Genomic DNA, 23,854 nt, shown 5'->3' on the forward strand with positions numbered 1-23,854 from the left:
CCTGTCCCCATAAAGGGACGAAGGTTTTCTCCGCGTTACCACCCAATTTAATGCTTTGTCTATACAAAGCATTCACTCTTTTTCGAAACGATCAAAGCTGATGGCGTATTTCATCCAATTTGCTGCCTGAATTCACACCTGCCATCCAGTCTCTTGCTGCTGCGCACAAATTGGTTACTAAACCATCGATCGAGATATTTATTAAATAAATGGACAAACTATATTTGTTTCTTTAGTTCAAGATCTAACTCTTTTTAAAAGTATATTGAAATAGATTCTACCAGTTCTTCTCGGCAAGTCAATAGTTTTCAAAGAAAATTTGATTTTACTACATAGGTTTTTGCTAAGCGGTCATAAAGGGACTGCTTGTCCTTTGTAAAAATAGCCATCAGAATATAAAGTAAGATCAAAACATAGACCAATCCCCCTATCAAATAATCTCCCAGCAACACTTCGCCATCTCCCAAGTAAATCATCCGGTAAGCCATAAAATGGGACAGCTCCCAAGGCAAAAACTTCAATGCCGTCCGAAAAGTCGAACGATAAATGGAAATAGGCTGCTCCTGCTTATCCACAACGCAAAGCTGCATTTTCCGTTTGCCGACCGTTTGCCTGCCCATTGTTGAATCCAAAATGATGAAGTAAAGGGAAACGGGCAGCGTCAACATGAGAAAGCCAGCAAGCTGAGCCGTCATCCGAGAAGCCTGAAACCAGTCTTGTATTGAAGGCATCACAAATAGGGAAAAAACTAGCAGCACTGCCAGATAAGCAAAAATCAACAGGTAGTCGATTGCAAAAGCTTTTAAACGAAGCCAAAAGCCGGCATACATCCAACTCCTCCTCTTCTCTTCAAATCATCGCATTTCACTCCAGTGAGCGGGCACAGACAATAAACTCGGTATTTTCGTGCAGGCGTTTCCTCTTGCAGAGTTCAACTGCATTTGCGTCAAATAAAGACTGCCCTTTAAATTTGCTCCCGACAAATCTGCATTTCGCAGATCTGCTCCGATAAAATCCGAGTTTCTTAAATCTGTATTGCCCAAATCCGCCCCAATCAAGTAGGCGCCTCTAAACAACGAGCCTCTCATGTCTCTTTCTTGCAGTTTTGCCTCAATTAAATCTGCTCCCTGGTAATTGCGTCCTTTTTTCCGGTTCATCTCTTTATTGTATCGGCCTGATTCAAGTCTAACGCTATCACTAACCTGTACCAGCATATTTTTAACATGCCGGCGATGATGAGGCAAATCTGTCGATAAAAGACTTTCAGCAGGGGCTAGAGTAAGTTGCTCAATCACTTGTCTGCTTTGGTGCAGATCCTCTTCTAATTCCCCTCTGCCGCAGCGCTCAATAGCTTGCGTTAAGTAAAAGATCATTTCCTGAAGCTGCTGCATGACCGGCAATACTTGAAACATTTGGTGAGCTGAATCTGGATCGTCTTTCCAGCTCACTCCACCAAAAGTCTGCTGAGAAACTTTTTGTCCCGCACCCAGACAGTCGAATACTGTACATCCGCTATAGCCCGAGAGTTTTAAGTTCCGGTGAATTCCACATTTGAAGTCTGATGTTAAGTTTCGGCATGGTACACCTCCTGCCTTGTCAACTGGAAAATCTGCAGAAGCAGTAAAACCCAGTGCGACACAGCAAAGAGCAAAACAATTTTCGCAATCCGCTCGAAAGACATCAGCACCATAGGCATCTTGAAAATTTGTCTGCATAGCATTCCTTCTCCTTTTAAATTAGTTGAGAAAGCGATTTAAATCAGTATACTTTTTTTTTGCACAAAGAAAAAAGGCAGGGAATCGATCTCCCTGCCTTTTCAACATTCTTCCGTATGTCGATACTTTTTTACGTACCCATTTTGCGGCGGTTATTGCTGACTTTCTTTGATTGCTGGCTCTTCATCTTTTTGGTCGACAGTGAAGCATTGCCGCCTGACTGCTTGTCTCCAGCTTGATTTTTCTTAGCTTCCAGTTGGCGTTTTACGGCTTCCTGCAAACTGACTTTTTTTGGTGCTTCGTTTGACTCGGTCATTGCGCATACCTCTTTTCATCAAAAAATGGTGCATCTGGATGTTTTTATAACTTCAGTATAGCATAAATCCGCTGCTTTATTCTTTGTTTTCTTTAAACCATCCGGTAACTTGTGAAAAGAATTTTGACATTGATTCCGGCTTTGACATATTCGGCACACGTGCCAATAACACTTCTTTCGGCGCTTTGACACCTTCTTGTTTTTTCTGCAAGACCAAGATTCCCTTCGCATGAGCCGAATTTTTAAACAGGCTCTCCGGCAATTCCATTACCGATTGGATATGGGCATGTTTCTTTAGAAAACTGTGCAATTGGCTCGCTTGTGCAGATTCAAACAACGCTTTAGGGACAATAAAAAACAAATAACCGCCTTCAGCCGTGTGTTTTAACGATTGCTCGATAAACAAATGGTGGGCAAAAGACATTCCTTCATCCGCTTTCAATTCGTAGGTGGCTGCTGTTTCTTCGTCCGGGTAGTACCCTACCGGCAAATCTGAAACAACAACATCAACCGGATCGATCAATAAGGGCTGCAGAGCGTCCTGCAGATAGAACGTAATCGGCTGTTCCACCAGGTTGCCAGCGTTTGAAGCCAGGCGAATCAACAAATCATCCAGCTCCACGCCCGCTCCCGTTAATCGACCATCCAAATAGTTCATGACCGTCAATAGCAAGTTGCCGGTTCCGACAGCCGGATCCAAGATGACGGCTTGTTCTTTTTTGACAAACAGCTCTACCAGATACCCCACTAATAAGCCAAGCGCATCCGGCGTCATTTGGTGATGCGGCTGGACATGCTCTTTCATGCCTTTCAATACCGCCAGTTGAAGCGCTTTGCGAATATCTTCTTTGCTGGATCCCTCTTCTGGCTTAATGACTCCATCCAGCCAATTTTCCGTTGTTGTCAACAAGCTTTCCAAGTAAGCATTTTCCTGCTCTTGCTGGATTTTTGTCGTGTGGTTATCAATAAAATAAAACGTTTTTTCCATGGTTGAATTCATGCGTTCGCCGTCCTCAATAAGGAAACCCACTCTTTTGAGTGGGTTTCCTTTGTATTAGTTTGTTAACTTTCTTACTGCGTCTAACGCTTTGTCGTAATCGGGATGATCCGTTCCTTCAGGGACATATTCCACATAGGCGACTTTGTCATGTTGATCAATGACGAAAATCGAGCGGGCCAGAAGCCGAAGTTCCTTCATCGTCACTCCGTATGCTTCACCAAATGAAAGATCCCGGTGATCCGATAACGTCGTAAGTGCATCAACTTTGTTGATTTCCGTCCAGCGTTTTTGCGCAAATGGCAAATCGGCTGAAACGGTCAGGACCGCTACATGATCGCCTAACGCCGCTGCTTCATCGCTGAAGCGCTTTGTCTGATCTGAGCAGACGCCGGTATCCAATGATGGAACCACACTGATCAGCCGAATTTTTCCAGCAGTATCCTGCAATGTCACCGGATTCAAGTCCGTCCATAAGACCGAAAAATCTGGAGCCTGATCTCCCACTTTTACTTCTTTATTGGGTAAAGTAACAGGGTTTTTCTTGAATGTAATTTGTACCAATCAAAACGCCTCCCTTTCATTGTCTCTTCATCATACTAAAAGGCGCGGGTTTCTTGCAACCCAGACCCATCTTGGCGTTTTTTCTGAACCAACTTGTTTTTTCTGAAAGAGTCCTCGTGCACCACTGTCGTATCTGCAATATAGTCATGAACCCCTTGCTTTAACGGCGTAAATCCGACAATCCAGTAAAGCGGCAGGATCGTCACTGAAATAAATCGGCCGATCCATTCCCGGAAAAACAGAGTTGTCCAAGACAAATCATCCGATTTCAACGATACTACCCGGATGCCCATGATCATTTTCCCAACAGTTTGTCTGAAAAACTTAGTCATTAGCACAAAATAGCCATAGAAAACGACAGCTGATAAAATGGCATACGGTGCATACCAAGGGATGCCGCTTGTTTCAAGACCGAGAAGCGCAAAGACCGGCTTGACCAAAATGGATGTCAGCCCTGCGATAACCAAAAGGTCGATTAAATATGCCCAAAAACGCACCCAAAAACCGGCAGGCTTCCGTTCATAGAAAAGAACTTCTTCGTAGCTCGGCGTGTCGGGACGCTGTGATTGGACTTGCACTTTTTCTGCTGTTTCATTCGTTTCGTGGTCTGTCATCATGGTCCCTCCTTATTTATCACCGTATAAATACATCATACGCGGAGAACTGTATTCGGTAAGCATTTTTGTAATCATCTGTGTTTCTACATCATTGCCAAAGAATGAACCCACTTTCATCGACAATAATGAGCCCCATCCTTCTGAAGCCCCATATTGGAATACTTCTGCATTGCCCAGATCAAAATCAGCTTTGACTTGATCAATAACGTCTTCTTCAAATCCGAAATCATCGGCTAAGTTGACTTCAACAGCTTGGCGGCCATTCATGACACGACCATCTGCAACAGCTCTAACTTCGTCTTCAGTCATGCCCCGGCCTTCTTCAATGACATCAACAAACGATTCATATGAATCATCCAGCATCTCTTGAAGAAGTGCACGTTCATCATCTGTCATGTCGCGGGTTGCACTCATAATATCCTTGTACGGACCCGACTTGATGGTAACGAAGTCTACACCGTAACGCTCTGCCAGTTCGCCATAATTGACGCTTTGCATGATAACCCCGATAGAACCGGTCAAGGTTTCTTCGTTGACAAAGATTTTATCTGCGGGTGCAGCAATGTAATACCCGCCTGAAGCCGCTGTTGCTCCCATAGAAACGTAAAACGGTTTTTGGGTTTCTTCCTGGATTTCAGTGATTTTGTCGTAAATTTCAGCTGATTCCACTACTCCGCCACCCGGTGAATTTACCGTAAGCACGACAGCTTTAACTGAGTCATCCTCTTTAACATTTTCCAATTGTTCCATAAAGAACGAATGGTTATAGCCGGCTGCTCCAAACAAAGGCGATGCCTCTCCCGTGTCTTGGATTACCCCGTCAACATTCAAAACTGCCACACGGTTGTCAAAATCGCCATCCTCAATGACAACTTCCGACATACTTGATTGTGTGGTCGCCATTAACTCATCGACGCCTTCGCCAAACCCGCTTTGAAGAAAAGCGAAAGCTGAGTTGATGACCAATGAAATTCCCAATACGACTGCAGCTGCTACTAAAGCGATCCATCTTTTTGTATTCATTTGTGCAATTCCCTCCTTGGTTTCTACTCTTTACTATACGGGAAACAAAGGCAAATGTTTCACCAGAAAAGCAAATTCATACCGAAATTTTTCGGTTGGCCTTTCGAATTCCCCGTGCTTCTATAAACTTCGAGGAAGTAAACAAGATCAAAGCACTCCAAATCAAGGAGAAAGAAATGATGTCTATTGTAGTGAAGGCTTCTCCATAAATGAAGACTCCGATCAACAGCATGAGCGAAGGTGCAATATACTGCAGAAACCCAACCATATAAAGCGGGATTAATGGGGCTCCGATAGCAAAAAACAACAGCGGCAAAGCAGTGACTACACCACTGGCAATTAGCAGAATATCTGTGGTCAGTCCGGTATGCAAAAAAGACACGCGGTCAACCGACATCAAATAGACATAGTACGCAATCGCAATAGGAAAAACAAACAAGGTTTCAATTGCCAACCCACGCAGCGCATCCAAACGAATGGTTTTCTTGATTAGGCCATAAAAAGCAAAACTGAAAGCCATGCCTAGAGCAAGCCACGGCAAAGAGCCAAAAGAAAGGGTTAAAATCAAGACACCTGTGGCAGCCAAAAGAAAGGCAACTTTTATCGCTGGCGATAGTTTTTCCTTTAGGAAAATAGCGCCGAGGAGCATTGAGATTAACGGATTGATGTAGTAGCCCAGGCTAGTTTCAACAATTCGGTCATGTGAAACGGCATAAACATAAAAAAACCAGTTCGCAGAAATCAGAAACGATGCCAGCATCAACAAGAAGAATTTCCTCTTGGAAGCCCACAGCATTTTCAGGTCAAGCCACAGCTGGCGGCCTCCATTTATTAAAAGAATGAATCCTAGTGTAAATAAGAAAGACCATATGATTCTCCCTGCTAAAACTTCGTCTGCTGGAACATGATCAATTTGCTTCCAAAAAATTGGCATGAACCCCCATAAAGTATACGTTAAAATAATGACCAAAATACCTTTTTTAGAATCTGTCATCCTGCATCGCGCACCAATCTTTATATATTTTGTATTTCGAAATAACAGTCTAATTATAGGCTCATCTTATCTGTAAAGTAAATAAAGAGAAACTCCCACTCCATGCGTCGCAGCGGTCAGGATTGGTATGCTTCATGCAAGGGTTTGGATATGGCTAACCATCCTACAGCGACCATTTTCCAAAAGAAGAAACTTACCGGAAGACAAGCATTGGGCAAATCGAAACTATGATTCAAAAAGAGCCGCCCTAAAGAGGCGGCTCAACGCTTATAATAGATCGGCAAATTGATCAACTTTGACGCGTGGGAACTTGATGATTTCCCGCTCTGCCACTGCTTCTTCGATTAGCCCATCAAATGAAACAAAGTTCTCATAGTACTCCACTTTTTCAAGTTTTGGCTTGGTTTTGGGATTTGCCGGCGTGAAAATGGTGCAGCAATCTTCAAACGGGCGAATCGAAATATCATACGTTCCGATTTGCTGAGCTGTATCGATAATTTCCAGCTTATCAATTGCAATTAGTGGACGAAGAATCGGTGTGTTTGTCACAGCATTGATTGCTTGCAGGCTTTCTAGGGTTTGGCTTGCCACCTGACCCAAACTTTCGCCTGTGATAATGGCGCGGCAATTGGTTTCGGCCATGACAAGGTCTGCAACGCGCATCATCATTCGGCGTGTAGAGGTCATCGTGATATTGTCTGGTACTTGTTTGTGAACTTCTTGCTGCAGCTTGGTAAACGGAATGATGTGCAGATTGACGGATGAACCGAACTGCGATAATTTTTCAGCAAGGTCAAATACTTTTTCCTTCGCACGGTCGTTAGTGAACGGTGGACTAAAGAAATGGATCAGTTCCAAACGGACGCCGCGTTTGAGCATGTGGTATCCGGCAACGGGACTGTCCAAGCCGCCAGACAGCATCAATAGCGCTTTCCCTCCAGCTCCTACAGGCAAGCCACCAGCTCCTTGAATTACTTCTGCCATCATATAAACTGCTTCTTCACGCACTTCCACTTTTAAATCGATTTCCGGATCTTTCATTTGGACTTTCAAATTCGGAAAAATTCTCAACACGTGCGAGCTTAATTCTTTCATGATTTCTGGTTTTTCGTGTGGAAACTCTTTATATGGCCGTTTGACAGAAACTTTGAAACTTTTGTCGGTATCTTGGATTTTAGCAATGACTGCTTCTGCCGTTTGTTTCATTGCCTCAAGATCCAATTCACAGGCAGTTACCGGGCTGAACGATTGGATGCCGAACACTTGCGGCAACCGTTCAATCACTTGTGCCAATTCCAGTTCACTGTACGATGTAATGAACATTCGATCGCGTTCAGCTTTAATTTGGATGTGTTCCAAATCAGAAAACGTTTGCCGTACATTGTCGCGGAGCCGCCCAATGAACGAACTCCGGTTTTTACCTTTTGTTGATAACTCGCCGTAACGAACGAGAATTTGATTGGTTTTCATAGTAGATTAAACTCCTTTTATGGTGCGGTAAACCCGCTGAAATGCGCTTTGCAGCGCGAGAATGTCTTGTTCTTCGGTAAATGCTCCAAAACTGATGCGGATGACGCCATCTTTAAACTCGCGCGGCAGACCGATTGCTTCGATCACATGGCTTGTATTGCTGCTTTTTGATGAGCATGCACTGGAAGTAGAGACGATGACCGAGTCTTTTTGCAAACCGGATACCAGGACTTCACCTTTGATGCCTTTTACCGCCACCGACAGTATATGCGGAGCTGCCCGTTCCGGACTGACCACCCTCACGCCTTTAAACGCTGAAAAAAACTCACGCAGCTTGTCGTTCCACTCACGATGCAGCGGATTGGGTTGCGCCAACCTCAATGCTTTCGCCAAAGCAATAGCATTTGGAACGGACACAGTGCCGCTTCGGACTCCCGCTTCCTGACCGCCACCGTACTGAATAGCCTCCAACTCTACTCCAGAATAAGCCAGCAGCCCAGTGCCTTTTAATCCATGGATCTTATGGCCCGACACGGACAATAAATCAGGCATGGCTTTGGGATTGAGTTCCAGCTTGCCCATGCTTTGAACGGCATCCACGTGAAACAAGATCCGTTGCTCTTTCAGCAATGCCGCAATCTCCGCTATTGGATGGATGGTGCCAATTTCATTGTTGACGTGCATAAGAGACACTAAAATCGTATCCTTTCTCAGCGCATTCATCAACTCATCAACATCGATCGCTCCCGAACGGTTGACAGCCAGACGCGTAACGATAAAGCCTTCCTGCTCCAACGCAGCCAAGCTATTTAGTACGGAAGGATGTTCCGTTGCAGAAGTGACAATATGTTTGCCCCGGTGCTGGTAGCTTCTGGCAGTTCCAATTAAAGCCAAATTATTTGCTTCTGTTCCACCGGAAGTGAAAACAATTTTTTCCATATGCAAGTGTTCTTTCAGCTGGCTGCGTGCGGTTTCCAGCAAATCTTCTGCCTGGTTTCCTAATGCATGCAGCGAGGCTGGATTGGCATAAAAACGCTCATTTGCTGCTACAAAGGCATCGAGCACTTCTTTTCTTGGCCGAGTCGTCGCACTGTTGTCTAAATAAATCATGTTCCGCCTCCGAAAAGAAAACCACCAGCTCATTCGCTGGTGGTTTACATTTTATTTTTTAAATGCGCCAAGCATCTTCTTTGACCAGCACTTCGATGCGTTTCATCGAACCGGGTTCAAAGTTTTCAACTGCAGTTGCCGCTTCTTCCAATGCTTTTGTATACCGAAGCTGACGGAACGACTCTTCCGCTCCTTCCAGCTTGGCATCCAACTCTAAGTTGGATTTACGGTAACGGTTGCCGTACTGAATGATTCGTTCAATCAACAGCACATTTTCAACCATTTCAACCGCTTTTGCATGGACGTCATCAATGCTTTTCTCAGCTTGCTCCAAATAATTATGAACCAACTTAATATTCAGTGGCACTTCACGCAAAGTTTGCATGGTAACAAAAAGATGTTCTTCTGCTTCTTCCAACCGGACATCCATGTCTTCTGGAATCCCGGGAATGTTCGCTTTATGCAGCACGCGGTCTGTTTCTTGCAATTTGCGTTTTAACTGCTCGACTTTAGTACGAGCTTTGTTTTCTTCAATGCGCAGGCTCTTCAATGAAGTCATAAAATCGTTTTGTGTTGAATCCACAATCGACAGATCTTCACGGATATGAAGCAACTCTTCTTGAAGGCTTGAATATGCGGATTGATCTTCTTCCAAGCGTGAACGCAATAAGTCATAGCGTTTTGCTAACTGCTCCATCTTCTCCATGCAAGACTTTGGAATGGCCGCTTCGCTTTCGCTGATTTTGTAGCTGTGCTGAACGTATCTGCATTCCTCTTCCATCTCTTGAGTATCACGAGCCACTACTTCTAAATGGCGTTCGGTATCGATACGGAAATCGTCAATATAATGCTTAGCCTCGACTTCTTTTTCCAACAGTTCGTAAAACGAGTCGATCTGATCTTTTATTTTTTCAACGGCAATTTTCGTTTGTTCGATTTCCAATTGCGCAATTTTCTCTTTCAGCACGTCCAACTCTTCTTCGATCTCATCCAATTGAAGCGTTAGCTCTAAATGCCCCAAATAATAAGATTGCTCTTCCATTTCGCTTTTGCCTTGACGCAATTCAGCAATATAAGAAGGAATTTTCGTCTGGACGTCCGCCAATAACGGTGGAATGTCATCGACTAACAAAAATGCTTGTTCGCCCTCAGTAGATAAGCTGATGACAATTTCGCGGGCTTTTAAGTAATTGCCTTCATTCGTCAATTTCTCGTATTCATCAAACATCGGAATGAACGATTCAATTCGTTTCTCGAGCGGTCCGGCAGCAGCCCCGTAAGAATGCTGGTGCGCCAGCAAATTTTTGCGGGCACGTCGGTATTTTTCTTGAATCAAATCAATTTCGCTGCGATTCTTTTCTTCGCTGCCAATCAATTCTTCCAGTTCGACCAGGATGGTGTTCATTTGTTGATCCACGCTGTCGATCTTCACTTCGGTTTCCTGTTCAAGCTTTGTCGCTTTGCCAAAACGGAAGCGGTTGATTGCCTCCTCAGCGTCATATAGGGAAGCATCTATTTTTGGAATATGCACATCCATAATTTCTGTCCATACGTTGCGCCAGCGTTCAAACATTTCTTCCGTCTGGCCGTTCATGTTTAATTGCTTCACTTTTGTCAATTCTTCTAGTATCGGTTTATTTTGTATTTGCAGTTTTAACTGTTCCAAGCGCTCAATTTCAGCCAGATGTTTTTTGCGAAACATAAAGCCGATGATCATTATCGCTATTAGAATGATGACCGCAATGATGATATACTCCATCATAAGTCATATAGCCCCCTGTTCCAAAATCACATTACCAGTTATACGTAAATGTATTCATGATTCTTTTATTTTAACATGTATTCTACTCTTATGTTTGCCAAATTAGAAGAAAAGCGATTATATTTTTTTATAGAAAGAAAAGAGGATGATTTTATGAAACGAGATGGTCACATTCATACGCATTTTTGTCCTCACGGGACAAAAGACTCTACAGAACGCTATATTGAAAAAGCAATAAACTCGGGTTTTACGGATATTTCGTTTACCGAGCATGCCCCGCTTCCACTTAATTTTACGGACCCTACTCCTTTGAAAGACAGCAGCATCAGCATGGACCAGCTGACTCCTTATATGCATGAAATCAATCGGTTAAAAGCGGTCTATCAACAAGACATTCGCATCCGTGCAGGATTGGAAGTCGACTTTATCGCAGGGTATGAAAAAGAAATCACCTCTTTTTTAAATGAAATTGGACCAGCCCTGGATGATTCTATTTTGTCCGTTCATTTTCTAAAAGTGAATGATCAGTATTACTGTGCGGATTACAGCAAGGAAGTTTTTCTGGAGCTAGCGGCTGCAAGCGGTTCTGTCGAAGCGGCCTACGGACTTTATTACAAAACGCTGGAAGCCTCTATCCAGGAAGACCTTGGACCATTCAAGCCAAAACGAATCGGGCACCCGACCTTGATCCATAAATTCCAATTGGCACACGGCCAAAAAATTGATGACACTGCGCAAATCCAGAACATTTTGCAATCAATGAAGTCAGCTGGATTCGAACTGGATGTCAACAGCGCAGGCTTGTCGAAACCCGACTGTCTGGAAGTTTATCCACCGCTTCCTTTCATTGAATATGCGGAATCGCTCGGTATCCCACTCGTTTTCGGATCAGACGCCCATAATGTCGATGACTTGCATAAGCATTACGAGAAAATTTATACTAAACTAAGTTGAACGGTTTCTTCTGGAAAGTATTCCAAACTAAAAAATGAAATGAGGTTATTTTTTGTTTACACAAACAGATTACAGCGGCAATAGTTTAGAACAGTACCAAATGCTTTCAAAGCAATTGGATGCATTGCTAGAGGGTGAGAAAAATAGCATCGCCAATTTGAGCAACGCTTCTTCTTTGCTCAATCAATTTCTTGAACGCACCAATTGGGTCGGTTTTTATTTAATGGAAGAAGGAGAGCTTGTACTTGGTCCGTTCCAAGGCCTTCCTGCCTGTGTCCGAATTCCAGTTGGCAAGGGTGTTTGCGGCACAGCCGTTGCAGATAAAAAAACCATGTTGGTAGAAGATGTTCATGCATTCCCCGGACATATCGCCTGCGATGCGGCATCTCGTTCGGAAATTGTCATTCCATTGATGAAAGAAGATCAGGTGATCGGTGTTCTCGATATCGACAGCCCAGAACTGAGTCGATTTACTGAAGAAGACCAAAAGGGTTTGGAACTTTTCACTGAAGTATTAATGAAACATCTATAAAAACAGCAAGACCCGAAACTCGAAATTCGAGCTTCGGGTCTTTTTTGACTATATTTCCTGAAGTTTTGGTTTTACTCTTTCAAACGCTTTGTTCAAATCCTCAATCAAGTCGTCTGTATGCTCAAGTCCGACCGACAGCCGCACCAAAGAGTCGCTGATCCCCATTGCCTTTCGTTTTTCCTCAGGGACGACCGCGTGAGTCATTGTTGCTGGATGCTGAATCAATGTTTCCGCATCTCCGAGACTCACTGCAATCTTGATCAACGATAAGGCATTTAGGAAAGCCTGAGCTTCTTTTTTACCTCCTGCGATTTCAAAGGAAATCAATCCCCCGCCTTGGCGCATTTGCCGCTTTGCAATTTCTACTTGCGGATGCCCATTGTCATACGGATAATAAATTTTCTTTACCAGATCCTGTTGTTTCAGAAAGTTTAAAACGGTTTTAGCATTGTCAACATGGCGATCCATCCGCACGTGCAAAGTTTTCAGTCCTCTCAGCAATAGCCATGCATCAAATGGCGACATGATGCCACCTACGTCCTTTTGCACCGTCATCCGAATGTGCTGCATTTCTTCCGCGTCGCGCCCCACCAAAATCCCGCCGACCACATCCCCATGGCCATTCAAGTATTTGGTTGCGCTGTGCAAAACAAAATCCGCTCCCATCTGCAACGGATTCTGCAGATACGGCGAACAGAAGGTGTTGTCTACGACCACTTGGAGCTTGTGCTTTTTCGCTACTGCCATCACTGCCTGCAAATTAACCAGTTCCATTGTTGGATTGATCGGCGTTTCCACATAGATACAAACCGTTTCTGGCGTGAGTGCCTGCTCGACTTCCTGCTCGGTAGTCATGGAAACGAGATCATGCGTGATCCCATACTTTTCTTCCATAATTTCCAGCAAGCCATACGTACAGCCGTAAATCCCTCTCGAGCACAGTACGTGGTCACCGGCTTTGGTTAAATAAATCAAAATAGCACTGACCGCAGCCATCCCCGACCCGAAAGCCAATGCCCCTTTGCCGCCTTCGATCTCTGCCATCCGTTCCTCCAGCACGCGAACTGTCGGATTGCCGAGCCGTGAATAAATATTGCCTTCACAGATTCCCGCAAACCGATCTTCCCCTTGTTCTGCATTGGCAAAAGAATACGTCGAAGTTTGATACAGCGGCGTCACCAAACTATCGTGATGACTGGCACCATCATAGCCTTTGTGGATAACCGCTGTTTCTAGATTCATTTGTTTCCCTGTCATAAAGTTCACCCCTTACCCGGAATAGAAAGCGCTTACATTATATCTTAAGTCCATTCTACCCTGAAGCATCTGAAAAAGGAAGTCGGCATTTTCAGTGGCATCTTTGGATTTCTATTGACTTCAGAGTTCGAAATCGGTTATACTATGCTTTGTGTAAAATAATCGCAGCAGTTGTATGTGCGTGTTCGTCCATTTTATTCCTCATAGCAGGTGTATCGTGTAACTCTTTGGCTGCTGAGCGAAGGTACAAGAATATAAAATGGCTTGCAGCATGAATGCATCTGGTTTTTATTTTACTCTAAAAACCAAAAACAGAGGAGGAGACTACTATGTCTCGTTATACAGGTCCATCATGGAAACTGTCACGCCGTTTGGGAATTTCTCTTACAGGCACAGGTAAAGAATTAGAAAAACGCCCTTACGCACCAGGTCAACACGGTGCTAACCAACGCAGAAAAGTTTCTGAATACGGTTTGCAACTACAAGAAAAACAAAAACTACGGTTCATGTACGGAGTTAACGAACGTCAGTTCAAAACTTTGTTCAACAAAGCCGGCAAAATGCCTGGTAAGCACGGTGAAAACTTCATGATCCTTCTTGAAGCTCGCCTTGATAACGTTGTTTATCGTTTAGGTCTTGCGCGCACTCGTCGCCAAGCTCGCCAAATCGTAAACCACGGCCACATCCTTGTTGATGGCAAACGCGTTGACATTCCGTCATTCAGCGTGAAACCAGGACAAACAATTGCTTTCCGTGAAAAATCAAACAACCTTGATGTAGTAAACGAAGCAATCGAAGTAAGCAACTTTGTTCCTGAATACGTAACTATCGATACTGATAGCAAAACAGGAACATTCGTACGCCTTCCAGAGCGCAGCGAATTGTCTGCTGAAATCAACGAACAATTGATCGTTGAGTACTACTCACGTTAATTTTAAATTTTCGGAAATAGTAGTTTCGGTAACCCTCAAAACCTTGTTTATTCAATGGTTTTGGGGGTTTTTGTTTGCGCCATTTTTCGATTTTGCAAACAAACTGGCGGATAGCGCAAACAAGTTGTTTTATCCTGCAAACAAACTGGGTTGTTCCGCAAATAAAACCTGTATTCCGCAAGCAACTCAAGCTTTCCCGCAAATAACAAGCACAATTGATGATCTCTTCTTAATAAACACTCAAAAATTTGCTGCATGCAATAAAAAAATCCCTGGAGCCCGATTAGGCTCCAGGGATTTTGTTGGTTAAACCAAGTGGATTCGATTTTGCTTTAATGCTTGAGCGATTGTGTTATAAACTTCTATGTCGACAAACTTGATGCCCAATTGTACAGCAGTTTGCGCGATGACCGGGCTGATGCCGGATAATGCGACGCGAACGCCGATAATTTCCAAACCTTTGATCAATTGAAACACTTGCTGAGCCACCATTGTATCAATCAACGGCACACCGGAAAGATCGATAAACAGCTTTTCTAAATCGTGTTTGGAGCTTTGCGCCAATGCTTTTTCAAACATGATTTCTGCGCGGTGCGGTGTGATTTCACCAATTAATGGCAGCACACCTATTTTCTCAGCCAATAAAATAACCGGAGCGCTCATCTCGATAATCATTTGCTGCTGCGAATTCATCCGCTCTTCTGCAGCTTTCGAGTTTTTATCTGTAAACTCAACAATGACTTTGCTGATGGTCTGGACTACTGCTTTTGACCACTCTGCAAATTTTTCATGGCTAATCTGCTCTTTGTGGTTCAGGACGTACTCTCCGATTTCATCCAAGTATTGCTGCTGCGTCCGGAAAAATTCTTCAATGACTTGCACAATTGGCGTATCCAAATGCGCATCATCCATTGCGATCGTCTCAATCCAATCCTGAAAGCCCGATAGAAACTCACGCTGGTCTTTTTGGAACATCGCACAAAAGCGAAGATGGAATTCGTGGTTTTGATTTTTTAAAGTAGCTACTTTATCCGGATCGGTCAAGCCGTAAACGCCTGCTTTACTTTTATCTAATGAAAGGTACCAGTCCTCTGTCATTTTCCAGGTCCGTGCGCTTAAGTGATCAAATAAATCTTGGTCTTTCAACATTTAACAGCCATTGCATCGAGTGAAAATACCTTGCATTGCTAATGCATTGCAAGTTTTTCCGATTCACTCTGCAACAGCTTCACCCCGCTCTCGCTTATAATTTCACTCTAGTATTTACCGGAGTGCATGAAGTTGCATTTTCTCTTATAACCATGCTTACCCAATTTTATACAACATAAACTCTATCCTTTATATTGAAGATCTCATTTTCATAAAAAACAGATAGAAACATACGGATATTTCTTTTAATATTTCCATCTTTATCATACTTTGTTTAAACTATTTCTTCAATCGGCAATAATGTTTTTCTTCAAGCGTGGTAAACTGAAAAAAACGGAGGTGGAAATCGATGCGAATCGTTTCAATTTGTCCGAGCAATACGGAGTTGCTGGCTTTTTTAAACGCTGAACATTTATTGGTTGGTGTTGATGATTATTCTGACTGGCCCCAAAATGTTACGGCATTGCCGCGGCTGGGGCCTGATTTATCGATTCGAATGGACGAACTGGAAGCTTTGAAGCCTGATTTGGTCTTGGCCTCATTGAGTGTGCCTGGAATGGAAAGAAATGTGGATGAACTGGTCCGAAGAAAAATTCCACATCTTGTGCTGGATCCCCAGACACTTGATGAGATTGGCCAGGACCTTTTAAAGGTGGCTGATGCTTGCGGAATAAATGCTGCTACGATTCATGCTGAGTATACGAACGCTATTGAAGATATTAAAGATCGGGGCCAGCAAGCTGCAACGCGCCCTTCTTTATACTGGGAATGGTGGCCAAAGCCTGTTTTCACTCCCGGTAACATCAATTGGCTAACAGAAATCAGCCACATAACTGGCGCCCGCAACTCTTTTGACGATACAGATTCAGCCAATGTCCAAACCGATTGGGCTGATGTGCTCAAACGACAGCCTGATTATATTCTCTTAGCCTGGGTTGGTGTTTTAACTGCCAAAGTAAAACCTGAACTTGTCAAAAAACGACCCGGTTGGACCGAAATGAAAGCCATTGACCATGTCCATGTAATGGAAGAAGAATTGTATTGCCGCCCTTCTCCCCGACTGATTGAAGGAGCGATCCGGCTCGGCAAACTGATTCATCCCGAACAATTCGAAGACATGGAATTGCCGCGTTTTATTCGAGACAAGCAATGATGCAAGAAAATCCTTTAGAGCGAGTAAAAGCCGTCCAATTTTTTGGACGGCTTTTACTCTACTAATTATTGAAATTGCACCATATGGTATTTCTTTTTGCCGCGGCGGATAATAGCAAAGGCATCTTCCAAGCGATCTTTTTCATCGACAGTGTATTCCAAGTCTGTCACTTTTTCACCATTCACAGAAATTGCACCATTGGCAACATCTTCCCGCGCCTGTCGCTTAGATGAAGAAATTCCTGCTTCGACAATCAAATCAACAATGGATTTATTTTCTTTGGCCATTTGAACTGAAGGTACATCCTTAAAGGCTGCTTTCATCTCTTCTGCAGACAAAGCTTTCAAGTCCCCGCTGAACAAAGCTTTTGTAATGCGCTGTGCATCGGCAAGCGCTTCTTCCCCATGGATCAGTTTGGTCATTTCTTCTGCCAGTGTTTTTTGGGCTTTGCGCAAATGCGCTTCTGTTTCTACTGCCGCTTCCAACGCTTCAATTTCTTCGCGGCTAATAAAAGTAAAAATCTTCAAATATTTGATCACGTCGGCATCCGCCGCATTGATCCAAAACTGGTAGAACTCGTAAGGACTTGTCTTTTTCGGATCCAGCCATACTGCACCGCCTGCCGATTTGCCGAATTTCGTTCCATCCGCTTTTGTTACAAGCGGAATCGTAATGCCGAATGCTTTGGATTCCTCGTCATGGGTTTTGCGAATCATTTCAAGGCCTGAGGTAATATTGCCCCATTGATCGGATCCACCAATCTGGATGCGGCAATTGTGCTCATTGTACAAATGGTTAAAGTCGATTGCCTGAATCAAGGTATAGGAAAACTCCGTGAATGAAATGCCCGTCTCTAAACGGGAGGCCACTGAATCTTTTGCCAGCATGTAGTTGACCGAAATCAGTTTGCCGTAGTCGCGCAAGAATTCAATGATACTCATTTTGCCAATCCAGTCGCGGTTGTTGACCATTTTTGCTCCGTTCTCGGATTGAAAATCAAAGATTTGTTCCATCTGCACTTTGATGCCTTCCACGTTGCGGTCAATTTGCTCGGTCGTCTGCAGCTGGCGTTCTTCATTTCTGCCAGACGGATCGCCGATCATGCCCGTAGCTCCACCGACTAATAAAATCGGCTGGTGGCCATGCATCTGAAAGCGGCGCAGCGTCAATAGCGGAACAATGTGTCCGATATGCATGCTGTCTGCTGTCGGATCCACTCCGCAGTACAAGGAAATTTTCTGTTCGTCGAGCAGTTTCTCCATTCCCTCTTCGTCTGTCTGCTGGTACAGCAGACCACGCCATTGTAAATCCTGAATCAATTCGTTAGCCATTCCAATTCCTCCTTAAAGTTATAAAGCACGAAATCCAGGGAAAACCGCATAAAAAAAGTCCCTGCATGAAATTCATGCAAGGACGCAATTGCGCGGTACCACCTAGCTTGGAGAATAACTCTCCCTCTCATCATGTGCCAAACGGGGCACTTCCGTAAACTCCAGACCTGTAATTCAATCCACGCATCTTGACCGGTTTGCACCAACCACCGGCTCTCTTGACAAAATTGCATGATCTACTTCGGATCCTTCAACGTTTGAATATGAAATATACTAGTAGTTTACTTTATTATTTAACATTGTCAATAAGTTTAGATGGAATTATAAGAATATGTTATACTATAAAGGATTTTAGGAGGATGATAATGTGCTTGAAAAAATTAAAAATTGGATAAGCAAGACTGAAGAAACAACCGATAGATGGACTTCAACAAAATGGTTCAAACGAATGAGCATAACGACAGGGGTTATTTGGAATTTGGCTTTGATCCTCGCGATTGTTCTTGTTACGGGCGGCGTTTTTGCTGCATCTGTCGGAGCTGGATATTTTGCCTCACTGGTGGATGAACAAGAACTCCGCACCGAAGATGAAATGCTCAGTGAAATTTATAGCTTCCAAGAAACATCGGAACTGTATTTTGACAATGAAGTGTATCTCGGCAAGTTGCAGACCGATTTGGAGCGTGAAGTTACAACTTTGGATAATGTGGCGAACTACGCAAAAGATGCTGTTCTCGCTACTGAAGATGAGTATTTCCTTGAACACGAAGGAATCGTGCCGAAAGCAATTCTTCGTGGCCTGTTCCAGGATGTTTCGAATTCAGACAGCCAAACTGGCGGCTCTACCTTAACACAGCAATTGATCAAAAATCAGATTCTGACAAATGAAGTTTCCTATGAACGGAAAGCAAAAGAAATCCTTTTGGCCATGCGTTTAGAAAAGTTCATGACAAAGGATGAAATCATGCAAGCTTACTTGAACATTGTTCCTTACGGCAGAATTTCTTCCGGCGCACATATTGCAGGAATTGAAACTGCTTCAAAAGGAATATTCAATGTCTCGGCCAGTGAGCTAAATTTGGCCCAGGCAGCATTTATTGCCGGCATTCCAAAAGCGCCATACAGTTACACCCCTTATTCAGAGGGTGGCGAACTTAAAGATGAAGCGGGATTGCAGCCAGGTCTTGATCGGATGAAAACAGTCCTTTTCCGAATGAGAGAAACGGAATATATTACGCAACAAGAATACGATGAAGCCATCGCATATGACCTGGTGACTGATTTCCGCCAGAACGAATCACGTTCTTATTCCGACTTCCCCTTTGTTACTGTCGAAATAGAAAAACGCGCATCCCGAATCATTATGGATGTGTTGGCGGAACAAAATGGCATCGATCCTGCCACACTGGAAGAAAATGATAAATTGTATGAAGAATATGCCATTCTAGCTGATCGAGCAGTACGCTCAAACGGCTATCGAATTCATTCAACTATCGACAAGGAAGTTTATCAAGCACAAGAAGAAGCGCAAAGAACTTATGAATCCTATGGTACGACTGTAAATGGCAGAGGATTGAACGATGTCGGTGAAGCAGTCGACAAGCAGTTCCCTGTTCAAGTCGGCAGCATCATGATTGAAAATGGAACCGGACGCATTATCAGTTTTGTTGGCGGCCGTGATCATGAAATTGAAAACTTAAACCATGCCACTTCTGCATACCGGTCAATGGGGTCCACCGTTAAACCTCTATTGGTTTACGGACCTGCAATCGAACTCGGACAAATTGGCGCAGGATCTCCACTTGTAGATGTAAAGTTCGAATACATGGATGGTAACGAAATCTGGAGCCCCTCTAACTTTATTGCTTCAAGCGAGCAGGGTCTTATACCTGCACGTGATTCATTGGCACAATCTTTAAACTTGCCAACCATTCGACTGTTTGCTCAAATTCAACAGCAAATGCCGGTCCAGTACATGCTAAATGCCGGATTTACACGCGTGGAAGAAGCGGAGAATAATAATCTTTCTTCTGCTTTAGGCGGAGGAATTGAGGCTTCAGTTGAAGAAATCACTAATGGCTACGCAATGATTGGAAACAATGGCCAATATGTAGAAACCACAATGATCGACAAAATTGAAGATGCAGACGGCAATGTCATTTATGAGCATGAAGCCCAGGCAAAAGAAGTATTTACCCCGCCAACAGCCTATGTTCTGACAGACATGCTGCGTGATGTCTTTAAAACCGAGCGCGGAACGGCAAATCGTGCCAATAATTTATTGAAATTTAATGCCGACTTTGCCGGTAAAACAGGTACAACCAACAGTACAACTGATGTTTGGCTGGTAGGCTATAACCCAAATGTCACCATGAGCGTATGGCTGGGCTATGATTCAGAAGAATTCACCCTGTCACGCTTTGAAAATCGTGATTTGCCTGCGTCTCTTCGTGTCAATCAGTTATGGGCGCGTTTGATGAATGCCAGTTATGATGCCAGTCCTGACCTTGTCGGAACTTCAGAAGAGTTCAAGCAACCAGAAGGTGTTGTTACTAAAGCATTTTGTGGAATTTCTGGATTGGCTCCTGGCAGTGCCTGCCAAAGCGCTGGACTAGTACGTTCAGATTTATTTAATGCTGAAGCAATGATTCCAACGGAAGCAGACGATAGCTTAACAAGCGGTTCGTTTACAACAATTAACGGAACGCGCTATGCGGCTTTGTCAACTACGCCAAGAGAGTTTACCTCGGGCGGAGGCATCGGTGTTTCACAAAAATACATCGATCGCATTATGGCACCTGTTGGCGGAGACGCTGGCAAACTGTTCCCGGGCAACTCGAGATTTTCTTCGGTTGTTTCAGGAGCTGCGTTCAATGCAGATGGCTCTGCTCCAAGCGGAGTCCGAGCAGCCATTAGCGGCAGAACGATTACTTGGACCAACTCCGGATCTAATGATGTCGTTGGCTATCGAGTTTACAGAGGCGGTTCACGAGTAGCTTCTATCTCAGAAGCGAGAGGCAATTCATATACTGCTTCTGGCGCAGGAAGCTACACAGTAGTAGCAGTGGACATTACAGGCAGACAATCTGCTGCTTCGAACACGGTCAGCATTGCTGCACCGCGTCCTGAACCGACACCGACACCGGCGCCAACACCGGAAGCTGCTCCAGAAGAACAGGAAGAAGCTCCACCTGCTGAAGAGGAAGTTGAAACTCCTCCTGCTGCAGAAGAAGAGGAAGCTCCACCAGAGGAAGAGCCTGAAGCTGAACCGGAAGAGCCCGTTGAAGAAGAACCGGCTCCGGAAGAACCCGCAGAACCTGAAGAGCCTGCTGAAGAAGATGCAGCTTAACACAGATAAAGCCCGAGTCGCCAAGTAGGCGATTCGGGCTTTATCTATTAACCAAAAAAGCAGCAGGAAGAGAATTCTTCCTGCTGCTTTTCCCTATTAGTCTTCCATTGTGGATAAATCCCCGGTTGGCAAATCCAGTTCCCAAGCTTTCAATACCCGGCGCATAATTTTCCCGCTCCGAGTTTTTGGAAGCTTGTCTTTAAATTCAATTTCACGCGGAGCTGCGTGGGCAGCCAGCCCTTTTTTCACAAATTGTTGAATCTCTTGGACCAATTCTTCTGATGGCTCGTACCCATCAACCAAAGCAACAAATGCTTTAATGATTTCGCCTCGAACAGGATCCGGTTTGCCGATGACACCGGCTTCTGCAACCGCAGGATGTTCCAGCAGTTTACTTTCCACTTCAAATGGGCCGACACGTTCTCCCGAGGTCATGATGACATCATCCACACGCCCTTGGAACCAGAAGTAACCTTCTTCATCCATATAAGCTGAATCTCCTGAAACATACCATTTATCCTTCAAAAAGTAAGAATCGTATTTTGCTGGATTGTTCCAGATCTGGCGCATCATCGAAGGCCAGCCCTTTTCAATCGCCAAGTTGCCCATTTGGTTAGGCGGCAGTTCATTTCCTTGGTCATCAACAATTGCGACTTTGATGCCTGGCACCGGTTTGCCCATTGAGCCTGGCTTAATATCCATTGAGGGATAGTTGCAAATGGTCTGGGCACCTGTTTCTGTCATCCACCACGTATCATGGATCCGCTTATCGAATACTTCTGCTCCCCATCTGACCACTTCAGGATTTAATGGTTCTCCGACAGACAATACGTGGCGAAGAGTTGATAAATCGTATTCTTTTACTAAGGCATCTCCCGCTCCCATTAGCATGCGGAATGCAGTCGGAGCGCTGTACCAAACCGTTACCCCAAAATCTTCGATGGCTTGATACCAGCCGTCTGGCGAGAAGCGTCCACCCAGTATGACGGTCGTAACACCGTTCAACCAAGGTGAGAATACCCCGTATGCAGTCCCGGTTACCCAGCCTGGGTCTGCCGTACACCAATATATGTCGGTTTCATTAAAATCCAAAACCCATTTACCCGTTTGGTATTGCTGCACCATTGCATATTGGGCATGGAGCACGCCCTTAGGCTTGCCTGTAGAACCCGATGTGTAATGCAGCACTAATCCATCTTCTTTATCAAGCCATTCAAGCTCAAATTTATCGGAATTTGTCGGCAAATGTTTCATGACATCGATATGGCCATCCTGCTCTTCGATGTTTTCTCCCACTAGATAGATTGTTTCCAATTTTGGCAAACGGTCAAAGGGCACTCGCTCCAACAGTTCAGGTGTCGTGATGATGGACTTTGCTTCGCTGTCATCAAGACGGTCATAGATGGCGCCTTCCATAAATGCTTCAAACAGCGGCCCAACAATCAAGCCCATTTTTAATGCTCCGAACATCAAGAAATACAATTCTGGAGAGCGCGGCATGAAAATAAAAATCCGGTCTCCTTTTTCCAGATTTGAAGTTGATTGAAGCAAGTTTGCAGCTCGATTTGTCATGCGCTTCATTTCGTAAAATGTATATGCTTCGTGTCTATTTTGATCTTTGTAATAAAGCGCTACTTTATTTTTTCGATGAGAGTCTGCATGGCGATCGATTGCTTCATGAGCCATGTTGACTTTGCCGCTTTCATACCAACTAAATTCCTTCTCGACTTCTGCCCAATCAAAGTTGGCAGCTGTCTCTTCGTAATTATGTAATTGATGATTTCCTTGTCGTGCTGGTAACGCTTCCACTTTCATCCTGATCACCCTTTCACATTGATTACTTTATATTCTACAACATTGTGACAATTGAATGCGAACTATTTTAACTTTTTAGAAAATAGTGCTTATTTCACCAGCTTTCCTCCAAATGTCATTATCATTCATGTATAATGTAGCTAATTGTATCCTAGGCGGTGAAATGATGGAACATCAGAAAACGTACCACTCTGTGGAGTTGGAAACTCAACATGGCACTCTTATCATTGAGGGTCCTCTTCCAGGAAAAAACTTGAGCGAACTTGATTTTCATGAAGACCTCGTTGCATTTAGGCCACCCGCTCAACAGCACAAAGCAATTTCTGAAATTGCAGACCTGCCGGAAGGCCGAATTCTCATAGCCCGAGAAGATAATATGATCGTTGGTTATGTCACGTTTCTTTACCCCGACCCCCTTGAACGCTGGTCGGAAGGAAAAATGGATAACTTGATTGAGCTTGGGGCGATTGAAGTCATTCCGAAATACAGGGGCAGCGGCGTCGGCAAGTCGCTATTAAAAGTTTCGATGCTAGATGAGGCTTTTGAGGATTTTATCGTCATTACGACCGAGTATTACTGGCATTGGGATTTAAAAGGAACAGGGTTAAATGTGTGGGAGTACCGTAAAATTATGGAAAAAATGATGCAAGCAGGCGGATTGGAATACTACGCTACGGATGATCCAGAAATCAGCTCGCATCCAGCAAACTGCCTGATGGCCAAAATCGGCAGCCGTGTTGACACTGAATCCATCCAAAAATTTGATCAACTGCGGTTTATGAATCGTTATATGTATTGAGTTAACACAAAAGGG

22 protein-coding genes and 1 other annotated feature are annotated in these 23,854 nt (G+C 44.1%); of the genes, 7 read left to right on the top strand and 15 right to left on the bottom strand.

Going from position 1 to position 23,854, the window contains the following annotated elements; all coding sequences use genetic code 11:
* Positions 1–308 precede the first annotated feature (308 nt).
* The 11 genes from AC4EHK_RS11050 to ezrA all read right to left on the bottom strand — a co-directional run bounded on the left by AC4EHK_RS11050 (position 309) and on the right by ezrA (position 10,568).
* Positions 309–830, bottom strand: a complete 522-nt coding sequence (locus tag AC4EHK_RS11050; RefSeq protein ID WP_490978834.1) for an RDD family protein — start codon at positions 828–830, stop codon at positions 309–311.
* Between the two features lie 24 nt (positions 831–854).
* Positions 855–1,715, bottom strand: a complete 861-nt coding sequence (locus tag AC4EHK_RS11055) for a pentapeptide repeat-containing protein (protein WP_490978835.1) — start codon at positions 1,713–1,715, stop codon at positions 855–857.
* A 130-nt stretch (positions 1,716–1,845) separates the two neighbouring features.
* Positions 1,846–2,031, bottom strand: a complete 186-nt coding sequence (locus AC4EHK_RS11060; protein WP_480335036.1) for a hypothetical protein — start codon at positions 2,029–2,031, stop codon at positions 1,846–1,848.
* A gap of 76 nt (positions 2,032–2,107) precedes the next feature.
* Positions 2,108–3,031 (bottom strand): class I SAM-dependent methyltransferase, encoded by a 924-nt coding sequence (locus tag AC4EHK_RS11065; protein WP_490978836.1) that lies wholly within the window; start codon positions 3,029–3,031, stop codon positions 2,108–2,110.
* A 54-nt stretch (positions 3,032–3,085) separates the two neighbouring features.
* Positions 3,086–3,592: a thiol peroxidase gene (gene tpx / locus AC4EHK_RS11070; RefSeq protein WP_490978837.1), complete on the bottom strand. Its 507-nt coding sequence runs from the start codon at positions 3,590–3,592 to the stop codon at positions 3,086–3,088.
* 35 nt (positions 3,593–3,627) lie between these two features.
* Positions 3,628–4,206, bottom strand: coding sequence for an RDD family protein (locus AC4EHK_RS11075; protein WP_490978838.1), 579 nt, complete (start codon positions 4,204–4,206; stop codon positions 3,628–3,630).
* A 12-nt stretch (positions 4,207–4,218) separates the two neighbouring features.
* On the bottom strand, positions 4,219–5,232 hold the full coding sequence (sppA, locus tag AC4EHK_RS11080) for a signal peptide peptidase SppA (RefSeq protein WP_490978839.1): 1,014 nt from the start codon (positions 5,230–5,232) through the stop codon (positions 4,219–4,221).
* A gap of 76 nt (positions 5,233–5,308) precedes the next feature.
* Positions 5,309–6,226, bottom strand: a complete 918-nt coding sequence (gene rarD / locus AC4EHK_RS11085) for an EamA family transporter RarD (RefSeq protein WP_490978840.1) — start codon at positions 6,224–6,226, stop codon at positions 5,309–5,311.
* A 267-nt stretch (positions 6,227–6,493) separates the two neighbouring features.
* A complete protein-coding gene (gene thiI / locus AC4EHK_RS11090; protein WP_490978841.1) occupies positions 6,494–7,696 on the bottom strand; it encodes a tRNA uracil 4-sulfurtransferase ThiI in 1,203 nt (400 codons plus the stop codon).
* A 6-nt stretch (positions 7,697–7,702) separates the two neighbouring features.
* Positions 7,703–8,806 carry a cysteine desulfurase family protein gene (locus AC4EHK_RS11095; protein ID WP_490978842.1) on the bottom strand — a complete coding sequence of 368 codons (1,104 nt, stop codon included), beginning with the start codon at positions 8,804–8,806 and terminating at the stop codon, positions 7,703–7,705.
* A 58-nt stretch (positions 8,807–8,864) separates the two neighbouring features.
* Positions 8,865–10,568 carry a septation ring formation regulator EzrA gene (ezrA, locus tag AC4EHK_RS11100; protein ID WP_490978843.1) on the bottom strand — a complete coding sequence of 568 codons (1,704 nt, stop codon included), beginning with the start codon at positions 10,566–10,568 and terminating at the stop codon, positions 8,865–8,867.
* 153 nt (positions 10,569–10,721) lie between these two features.
* On the opposite strand from ezrA, the gene hisJ reads away from it, so the two are divergent.
* Positions 10,722–11,522 (top strand): histidinol-phosphatase HisJ, encoded by an 801-nt coding sequence (hisJ, locus tag AC4EHK_RS11105; RefSeq protein ID WP_490978844.1) that lies wholly within the window; start codon positions 10,722–10,724, stop codon positions 11,520–11,522.
* A gap of 52 nt (positions 11,523–11,574) precedes the next feature.
* Complete coding sequence (locus AC4EHK_RS11110) at positions 11,575–12,054, top strand: GAF domain-containing protein (RefSeq protein WP_490978845.1); 480 nt, start codon at positions 11,575–11,577, stop codon at positions 12,052–12,054.
* Positions 12,055–12,102: 48 nt separating this feature from the next.
* Here AC4EHK_RS11110 and megL read toward each other — a convergent pair whose 3' ends face one another.
* A complete protein-coding gene (megL, locus tag AC4EHK_RS11115; protein ID WP_490978846.1) occupies positions 12,103–13,311 on the bottom strand; it encodes a methionine gamma-lyase in 1,209 nt (402 codons plus the stop codon).
* Between the two features lie 329 nt (positions 13,312–13,640).
* Between megL and rpsD the strand changes: the two genes are divergently transcribed.
* A complete protein-coding gene (gene rpsD / locus AC4EHK_RS11120; RefSeq protein ID WP_142829379.1) occupies positions 13,641–14,243 on the top strand; it encodes a 30S ribosomal protein S4 in 603 nt (200 codons plus the stop codon).
* On the top strand, positions 14,224–14,553 hold the full coding sequence (locus tag AC4EHK_RS11125; protein ID WP_490978847.1) for a hypothetical protein: 330 nt from the start codon (positions 14,224–14,226) through the stop codon (positions 14,551–14,553). The genes rpsD and AC4EHK_RS11125 overlap by 20 nt, the downstream gene beginning before the upstream one ends.
* On the opposite strand, the gene AC4EHK_RS11130 is transcribed toward AC4EHK_RS11125, so the two are convergent.
* Positions 14,550–15,392, bottom strand: a complete 843-nt coding sequence (locus AC4EHK_RS11130) for an STAS domain-containing protein (protein WP_490978848.1) — start codon at positions 15,390–15,392, stop codon at positions 14,550–14,552. The genes AC4EHK_RS11125 and AC4EHK_RS11130 overlap by 4 nt on opposite strands.
* Before the next feature lie 349 nt (positions 15,393–15,741).
* Here AC4EHK_RS11130 and AC4EHK_RS11135 point away from each other — a divergent pair, with 349 nt between their 5' ends.
* A complete protein-coding gene (locus AC4EHK_RS11135) occupies positions 15,742–16,545 on the top strand; it encodes a cobalamin-binding protein (protein ID WP_490978849.1) in 804 nt (267 codons plus the stop codon).
* Positions 16,546–16,610: 65 nt separating this feature from the next.
* Here AC4EHK_RS11135 and tyrS read toward each other — a convergent pair whose 3' ends face one another.
* Positions 16,611–17,876, bottom strand: a complete 1,266-nt coding sequence (gene tyrS, locus AC4EHK_RS11140) for a tyrosine--tRNA ligase (protein WP_490978850.1) — start codon at positions 17,874–17,876, stop codon at positions 16,611–16,613.
* 75 nt (positions 17,877–17,951) lie between these two features.
* Positions 17,952–18,139: a binding site (T-box leader), on the bottom strand.
* 104 nt (positions 18,140–18,243) lie between these two features.
* On the opposite strand from tyrS, the gene AC4EHK_RS11145 reads away from it, so the two are divergent.
* Entirely contained in the window at positions 18,244–21,225 is a 2,982-nt protein-coding gene (locus AC4EHK_RS11145) for a transglycosylase domain-containing protein (protein ID WP_490978851.1), read from the top strand.
* Positions 21,226–21,321: 96 nt separating this feature from the next.
* On the opposite strand, the gene acsA is transcribed toward AC4EHK_RS11145, so the two are convergent.
* A complete protein-coding gene (acsA, locus tag AC4EHK_RS11150; RefSeq protein WP_490978852.1) occupies positions 21,322–23,040 on the bottom strand; it encodes an acetate--CoA ligase in 1,719 nt (572 codons plus the stop codon).
* A gap of 166 nt (positions 23,041–23,206) precedes the next feature.
* Here acsA and AC4EHK_RS11155 point away from each other — a divergent pair, with 166 nt between their 5' ends.
* A complete protein-coding gene (locus AC4EHK_RS11155) occupies positions 23,207–23,839 on the top strand; it encodes a GNAT family N-acetyltransferase (protein ID WP_490978853.1) in 633 nt (210 codons plus the stop codon).
* The last annotated feature ends 15 nt before the right edge of the window (positions 23,840–23,854 follow it).

Source organism: Planococcus sp. TJ-307, from assembly GCF_058268435.1.